This window comes from Bombilactobacillus bombi, from assembly GCF_013607485.1.
GTDB classification, from domain to species: Bacteria; Bacillota; Bacilli; order Lactobacillales; family Lactobacillaceae; genus Bombilactobacillus; species Bombilactobacillus bombi_A.
Genome location: NZ_SCHP01000053.1, coordinates 1 through 6,682, shown reverse-complemented (window position 1 = coordinate 6,682; position 6,682 = coordinate 1). Strand labels below are relative to the sequence as shown.

General features: G+C 37.6%; 9 protein-coding genes and 1 tRNA gene. 8 read left to right on the top strand and 2 right to left on the bottom strand.

Annotated features, from left to right (window positions below; translation table 11 throughout):
• Window positions 1–34: 34 nt before the first annotated feature.
• Genes EQ827_RS07360 through EQ827_RS07350 form a run of 3 tightly spaced genes read left to right on the top strand, consistent with a single transcriptional unit; the run spans window position 35 to window position 1,644 of the window.
• The gene (locus EQ827_RS07360; RefSeq protein ID WP_219912671.1) at window positions 35–265 is read left to right on the top strand and encodes a YqgQ family protein; all 231 of its coding nucleotides are present in this window, start codon (window positions 35–37) and stop codon (window positions 263–265) included.
• Window positions 258–1,226, top strand: coding sequence for an ROK family glucokinase (locus EQ827_RS07355; protein ID WP_181190354.1), 969 nt, complete (start codon window positions 258–260; stop codon window positions 1,224–1,226). The genes EQ827_RS07360 and EQ827_RS07355 overlap by 8 nt, the downstream gene beginning before the upstream one ends.
• A gap of 16 nt (window positions 1,227–1,242) precedes the next feature.
• Window positions 1,243–1,644, top strand: a complete 402-nt coding sequence (locus EQ827_RS07350) for a rhodanese-like domain-containing protein (protein ID WP_181190353.1) — start codon at window positions 1,243–1,245, stop codon at window positions 1,642–1,644.
• A 160-nt stretch (window positions 1,645–1,804) separates the two neighbouring features.
• Here EQ827_RS07350 and EQ827_RS07345 read toward each other — a convergent pair whose 3' ends face one another.
• The gene (locus EQ827_RS07345) at window positions 1,805–1,993 is read right to left on the bottom strand and encodes a DUF3042 family protein (RefSeq protein ID WP_181190352.1); all 189 of its coding nucleotides are present in this window, start codon (window positions 1,991–1,993) and stop codon (window positions 1,805–1,807) included.
• Window positions 1,994–2,092: 99 nt separating this feature from the next.
• On the opposite strand from EQ827_RS07345, the gene miaA reads away from it, so the two are divergent.
• The 5 genes from miaA (at window position 2,093) to EQ827_RS07320 (ending at window position 6,185) form a co-directional block, all read left to right on the top strand.
• Window positions 2,093–3,013 (top strand): tRNA (adenosine(37)-N6)-dimethylallyltransferase MiaA, encoded by a 921-nt coding sequence (miaA, locus tag EQ827_RS07340; RefSeq protein ID WP_181190351.1) that lies wholly within the window; start codon window positions 2,093–2,095, stop codon window positions 3,011–3,013.
• A gap of 3 nt (window positions 3,014–3,016) precedes the next feature.
• Window positions 3,017–4,270, top strand: coding sequence for a methionine gamma-lyase family protein (locus tag EQ827_RS07335; RefSeq protein WP_181190350.1), 1,254 nt, complete (start codon window positions 3,017–3,019; stop codon window positions 4,268–4,270).
• A 77-nt stretch (window positions 4,271–4,347) separates the two neighbouring features.
• Window positions 4,348–4,704, top strand: coding sequence for a MerR family transcriptional regulator (locus tag EQ827_RS07330; RefSeq protein ID WP_181190349.1), 357 nt, complete (start codon window positions 4,348–4,350; stop codon window positions 4,702–4,704).
• Window positions 4,705–4,722: 18 nt separating this feature from the next.
• Window positions 4,723–6,063 carry a type I glutamate--ammonia ligase gene (gene glnA, locus EQ827_RS07325; protein WP_181190348.1) on the top strand — a complete coding sequence of 447 codons (1,341 nt, stop codon included), beginning with the start codon at window positions 4,723–4,725 and terminating at the stop codon, window positions 6,061–6,063.
• Window positions 6,064–6,111: 48 nt separating this feature from the next.
• A tRNA-Arg gene (locus tag EQ827_RS07320) sits at window positions 6,112–6,185 on the top strand.
• Window positions 6,186–6,357: 172 nt separating this feature from the next.
• On the opposite strand, the gene EQ827_RS09140 is transcribed toward EQ827_RS07320, so the two are convergent.
• Window positions 6,358–6,486: a hypothetical protein gene (locus EQ827_RS09140; RefSeq protein ID WP_258231819.1), complete on the bottom strand. Its 129-nt coding sequence runs from the start codon at window positions 6,484–6,486 to the stop codon at window positions 6,358–6,360.
• Window positions 6,487–6,682 lie beyond the last annotated feature (196 nt).

Genomic DNA, 6,682 nt, shown 5'->3' with positions numbered 1-6,682 from the left:
GTGTGGTTTTGTATAGGATAGGAGTTATCCGCGCATGAAAGAAACCAATATTAGAACCTTGTATGATGTTCAACAAGTACTCAAGAAATTCGGTATTTATGTCCATTTAGGTAAGCGAATTTGGGATATTGAATTGATGGCTATTGAATTAGATCGTTTGTATCATGAACAAGTAATTGATCAAGCTACTTTTATTACTTGTAAGCTAGTCTTAGATCATGAGCATAACTTTGAAGAGCGAGGGTTAAAAAAAGCAGATGGATAAGCAAAATAAAAAATTAATTGGTATCGACTTAGGTGGTACTACAACTAAATTTGCTATTATGACATCCCAAGGTGAAATTCAGCAACGCTGGAGTATTCAGACGGATGTTTTAAATGATGGTAATAATATTATTCCGAATATTATTGAAAGTATTAATCATCATTTGGATCTCTATCAAATGCAGCCGCAACAATTTGCTGGTATTGGTATTGGTACTCCAGGAAGCGTTAATTATCAGCAAGGTACTGTCAGCAGTGCCTTCAATCTTAACTGGAATCGCCCAATGGCTCTTAAACAACAAATTGAGACTGGCACCAATATTCCGGTACAAATTGAAAATGATGCTAACGTTGCCGCTTTAGGAGAACGTTGGCAAGGTGCCGGTGATAATGCCGCAAATGTTGCCTTTGTTACCTTAGGAACTGGTGTTGGCGGTGGGATTATTGTAAACGGTCAAATAGTTCATGGTGTTGGCGGTTCTGCAGGTGAAATTGGCCATATGACAATTAATCCTAATGGTTATCAATGTACTTGCGGAAAAAGGGGCTGTTTAGAGACTGTGGCTTCTGCTACTGGCGTAGTCCGAGTTGCTCGTGATTATGCGCAAGAATATGCCGGTAATTCACAGCTGAAAGCAAGTTTAGACAATGGTGATGATATTACTTCCAAGGATGTTTTTGATTTAGCCAAACAGAACGATTCCTTGGCTTTAAAAGTTATTGACACCGTTTCTGATCAATTAGGCTTAGCTTTAAGTAACGTGGCTGTAACTTTAAATCCTAAATATATTATTATTGGTGGCGGTGTTTCTAATGCCGGAGAGTTTTTGTTGACTCATGTACAAGATAAGTATAATCAATATGTTTTCGCTGCCGTTAAAGACACAACATCCTTAAGACTGGCAACTTTAGGTAATGAGGCCGGTGTAATTGGCGCAGCATCATTAATCTTAGATAATTAGGCGTGGGGTGAATAGCTTGTCATTTTTAAATTCATTAATACTTGTTATTGCTATTTTTTTAATCTATTATGGTGGTTCTTGGCTATATTATCGCTTACGGGCAAAACAGTTAGGCGGTGCCTTGAGTAATAGCCAGTTTGAAGAAACTATGCGTAAAGCTCAATTAATAGACTTAAGAGAAAAAAAATACTTTGATGCAGGGCATATTTTAGGCGCTCGTAACCTGCCTTATACGCAATTGAAAATGTTAGCTACCGAACTACGTAAGGATTTACCTGTTTATCTCTATGAGCAAGGCAGTACTTTAAGTATTCGTGCGGCATTAAAATTGAAAAAATGGGGTTTTAATGATGTTAAATGGCTAGAAAAAGGCTTTAATGAATGGGAAGGTAAAACTAAAAAAACTACCAAACTTTAATGAGGCATACTGGCCGATTTAACTATCCAGGTACTACATAAGTTTGAAAATACTAAATGGTAATACTTGGTAATAAAAAGGGGGAGCCGGGACAATTTTGTCCCGGCTCCTGTGTTAGTAACGAATAAAAACCATATTATCTGTAATTTAATAGGGATAATTAGTTGGCGTGATGAGCCGAATGTGCTTTACGATTAGCGCGTCGGCGATTAGCTTCAATGCGCTCGTCTTCATCATTGACTGGTTGAATTACTTTTTTGCGATAGGTTAAAGCTGATCCCAAGATAGCTCCAGCAGTTGCTAAAGTGCCAATTGCAATACCTTTAATTAATCCACTTTTTTGTGACATTAAAATCCACCTCCTCTATGTCTTTCAAGTTAATTATCAACATCCTGTGTCATAATTTCAACCATAATTGTTAATTTTCTCATTATTAGGAGCTTTATTTTGAAAAAAAAACGTGTAGTCATTATTATCGGTCCCACAGCTGTGGGCAAAACGGCTCTCAGTATTAATCTGGCACAACAGTTTAATGGTGCGGTTATTTCGGGGGATTCGATGCAGATTTATCGTCATTTAGATATTGGCACGGCCAAAGTCACACCACAGGAAATGGCGGATATTCCACATTATTTGATTAATATACGTGATGTCCAACAAAAATTTACTGTTTATGAATTTCAAAAGGCAGCTTATCAGTTAATTAATCAAATTAATCAGCAGCAAAAATTACCTTTAATAGTGGGAGGGACAGGATTTTATATTAAGTCACTAGTTGACAATTTAAATTTAGGTGGTAAAAATAGCCATCTTCAACCTTTCCGGCAACAATATACACAACTTTTAACAACCAAAGGTCCCCAATATTTATGGGATTTGTTACAACAACAAGACCCTCAAGCAGCAGCCAATATTGCCCCCCAAAATACTCGTCGGGTGATTCGAGCTTTAGAAGTAGGCGCTTTAACGGGTGCAAAATTTAGCCAGCAGCCCCAATATGATGTAGATTTTGATTACTTAATTATTGGACTCACCACTTCGCGTACTTTATTATATCAGCGCATTAATCAGCGAGTTGATTTGATGATGACAGCAGGTTTAGAACAAGAGGCTTACTGGCTGTATCAAAAGCGCCAACAAGTTCCTCAAGCGGCCTTAGGGATTGGTTATAAAGAATTATTTCCTTATTTTGCTGGTCAGATTTCCAAAACAGAAGCTGTCGATTTAATTAAGCGTAACTCACGTCGTTTTGCTAAGCGTCAGTTAACCTATTTTCGACACCAATTAACTGTGCATTGGTTTGATGTTTTGCAGCATCCAGAACAAATTAAGCAAATTAAAGCTTTGATTAAAAAATTTAAGGAGTAAAAGATGGATTGGACAGAAAGTTTACCCTCAAACATTCAACAAGCAATTAAAGAAGTAGATCAACAAATTAAGCCCCAGATAGCTGCAATGAATCAGCGCTTGGATAATAACCAAGCTAAAGTTTTAGCAGCTTTTAGGGCTCAACAAGTAGCGGAAAGCCATCTTCACGGATCTACAGGTTATGGCAGTTTTGATGAAGGACGTGATACCTTAGATAAGGTTTACGCACAAGTATTTGGATGCCAAGCAGCATTAGTGCGGCCGCAGTTTGTTTCTGGTACCCATACGATTGCGGTCGGCTTATACGGCTGTTTAAAACCTGGACAAAAATTGTTATATATTACTGGAAAACCTTATGATACCTTGCAGGAAGTTATTGGGCTTACTGGTAATCAGATTGGCTCTTTAAAAGAATATGGAGTTCAATTTCAATATCAGCCCTTAACGGATCAAGGCGCAGTTGATTTTCAAAATTTAACTCAAACGCTTAAAACTTTTCAGCCTGATGTCATTGCTATTCAGCGATCCAGAGGCTATGAAGTCCGTCCAAGTTATACAATCGCTCAAATTAAAACAATGATTAATTTTGTTAAGCAAATTTCACCTCAAGCTATCATATTTGTTGACAATTGTTATGGGGAGTTTTCTGAAGAACAAGAACCTACCGAAGTTGGTGCTGATTTAATTGCGGGTTCTTTATTTAAGAACGCGGGCGCGGGTATTGCTACTACTGGGGGGTATTTAGCTGGCAGAAGCGATTTGATTGAGCGCGCTGCTATCCGCTTAACTGCACCTGGAATTGGCAGCCATGAAGGGGCTACTGGCAATTATTTACGGGGGATGATTGAAGGCTTTTTCCTAGCGCCTCAAGCAACGGCTAATGCCATTAAGGGAGCTATTTTTGCGGCGGCGCTCTTAGAAAAATTAGGTTTTGAAGTAACCCCTAAGTGGAATGAACCCCGAACAGATTTAATCCAAACTATTATTTTAAAAAGTCCGGAAAAAATGGTTCAATTTGCACGCGCAATTCAAAAATATTCTCCAATTGATTCATTTGTAACTCCAGAAGCCAGTCCAATGGACGGTTATGAAGATCCTATTGTGATGGCTGCTGGAACGTTTGTAGAGGGTTCAACGATTGAATTATCAGCAGATGGACCTGTGCGGCCTCCTTATGCGATTTATTTACAGGGTGGACTTACTTATGCGCATGTTCGAATTGCAGTTGCGCATGCATGCGCAGATATTTTGCAGTAGATGTCAGCAAAGCTTACATGAAACGTTGACGCTATTGCCAAGAATTGTTATATTGAATTTATGTTCGAGGTCAAGGTATGGAAGAAAAGCAAATTCGTAAAAATCTTGCTATTTTACCCGTTAGTACAACTGCTAAGTTGACAGGACTTTCCGCCCGTCAATTACGATATTATGAACAATTTGATCTGGTTCATCCTAAACGTAGTGCAGGTAATCAGCGCCTCTATTCATTAAACGATGTTGATTGTTTATTAGATATTAAGGACTATTTGAGTTCTGGTATGACTATGGCACAAGTGCAACGGGTAATGCTTAAACAGCGCTTTACTAAGAAGACAACAGAGATTAGTGATACTACTGCGCGGAAGATTTTTAGTCAGGAAATGTTACGAATTGGCCGCTGGGATACCCATGATTCGAATAATTTATACTAATTAGGAGATAATAATTTTATGGCTGCAAGCAAGTATACTGCTGAGGATATTCGCAAAATTGTTCAAGAAGAAGATGTTGCATTTTTACGGTTAATGTTTACAGATATTAATGGAATTATTAAAAATGTAGAATTGCCAATTGATCAATTAGATAAGGTCTTGGCTAATAAAGCTACTTTAGATGGTTCTTCAATTGATGGATTTGTTCGAATTGAAGAAAGCGACATGTTGCTTTATCCTGATTTAAATACTTGGTTGATTTTCCCTTGGAGTGCTGAACATGGTAAAGTTGCACGTTTAATTTGTGACATTCATACAGCAGATGGTCAAGAATTTGCTGGAGATCCTCGTAATAATTTGCGTCGAATTGTTAAAAGAATGCATGCAGCTGGGTATTCAACTTTTAATATTGGTCCTGAACCAGAGTTCTTTTTATTTAAGTTAGATGAACAGGGACAACCGACACTCAACTTGAATGATAATGGCGGCTATTTTGATTTTGAACCGGTGGATTTAGGAGAAAATTGTCGTCGGGATATTGTTCTAGAATTAGAGAAAATGGGCTTTGAAGTTGAGGCTAGTCACCATGAAGTTGCTCCAGGTCAGCATGAAATTGATTTTAAATATACTGATGCTATTGAAGCTGCTGATAATATTCAAACCTTTAAATTGGTTGTACGGACGGTCGCCCGCAAACACGGCTTACATGCAACCTTTATGCCTAAACCTTTAGAAGGAATCAATGGGTCAGGGATGCATATTAATATGTCTCTATTTAATGAACGGGGCAATGCTTTTTACGATCCGCAGACTGATAATCAATTATCTCGAACAATGATGTATTTTTTGAATGGATTAATGGAGCATTCACGCGGCTTAACAGCTATTAATAATCCAACAGTTAATTCATATAAACGCTTAGTTCCTGGTTTTGAGGCGCCAGTTTACATTGCTTGGTCTGGAAAAAATCGTTCACCGTTGATTCGTATTCCGATGGCTCGAAAGAATGGAACTCGTTTGGAAATGCGTAATGTGGATCCAACTGCTAATCCATATTTAGCTATTGCAGCAATTTTGAGTTGTGGATTACAGGGGATTAAAGAACAAAAGTTACCAGTACCGCCAGTGAATCGCAATATTTATACAATGTCTGAAGAAGAACGTCATGCTAATAAAATTTATGATTTGCCTTCAACTTTGCATAATGCTATCAAAGCTTTAAAACAGGATCCAGTTGTAGTCGAATCTTTGGGTGAACATTTATATAAGAGTTTTGTTGATTCACGCGAATTAGAGTGGTCAGCTTATCGGCAAACTGTTTCTGAATGGGAAAGAGAACAATATCTGAAACGATTTTAAAAAAATATTGACAAGTACTGTTATTGTACTTTATAATAATACTTGTTTGTCGCAGTGGCTCAGCTGGATAGAGCAACGGTCTTCTAAACCGTAGGTCGTGAGTTCGAATCTCACCTGCGACATTTTAGCCATATTTAACCGCAATCCAACTAAGGGGTTGCGGTTTTTGTTTTGCTTTGAAACGTTGATATATCAATGATTGAACCCGTGTCAAAGTAAAAATATTTTTACCACACAAAAACCACACAAAATTAATCCAAAGAAACGCCCATGCAACAAGGCTTTGAGCGTCATTTAAAAATTATCAATCACATTTAATGCTTTTTGGTTATCAGCTTCGCGTTTATCTTTCAGCAGATGGACGTAAACTCTTAAAGTAACACTAGTATCAGCGTGCCCCAATATTTCGGATATATAGTCCATCCACACCAACCCCCTTGCTAATCAAAATTGAGGCGTGTGTATGGGCGCAATCCGTGAAAGGTAATAATATTATTAGCATTTACTTCGGTTTTTTTAGATTAATGCTGTTCGGATTAATTATAAAATCTGCAATAATAAATATTAATATTCAAGCTTTGGCAATCTATAGTATCAGTTTCTTATATGCTTTATATCT

What these genes read in the sequence shown, in the direction of transcription:
- EQ827_RS07360 (WP_219912671.1), top strand. Translation starts at nt 35, where the DNA reads ATGAAAGAAACCAATATTAGAACCTTGTATGATGTTCAACAAGTACTC.
- EQ827_RS07355 (WP_181190354.1), top strand. Translation starts at nt 258, where the DNA reads ATGGATAAGCAAAATAAAAAATTAATTGGTATCGACTTAGGTGGTACT.
- EQ827_RS07345 (WP_181190352.1), bottom strand. Translation starts at nt 1,993, where the DNA reads ATGTCACAAAAAAGTGGATTAATTAAAGGTATTGCAATTGGCACTTTA.
- glnA (WP_181190348.1), top strand. Translation starts at nt 4,723, where the DNA reads ATGGCTGCAAGCAAGTATACTGCTGAGGATATTCGCAAAATTGTTCAA.
- EQ827_RS09140 (WP_258231819.1), bottom strand. Translation starts at nt 6,486, where the DNA reads ATGGACTATATATCCGAAATATTGGGGCACGCTGATACTAGTGTTACT.
- EQ827_RS07335 (WP_181190350.1), top strand. Translation starts at nt 3,017, where the DNA reads ATGGATTGGACAGAAAGTTTACCCTCAAACATTCAACAAGCAATTAAA.
- EQ827_RS07330 (WP_181190349.1), top strand. Translation starts at nt 4,348, where the DNA reads ATGGAAGAAAAGCAAATTCGTAAAAATCTTGCTATTTTACCCGTTAGT.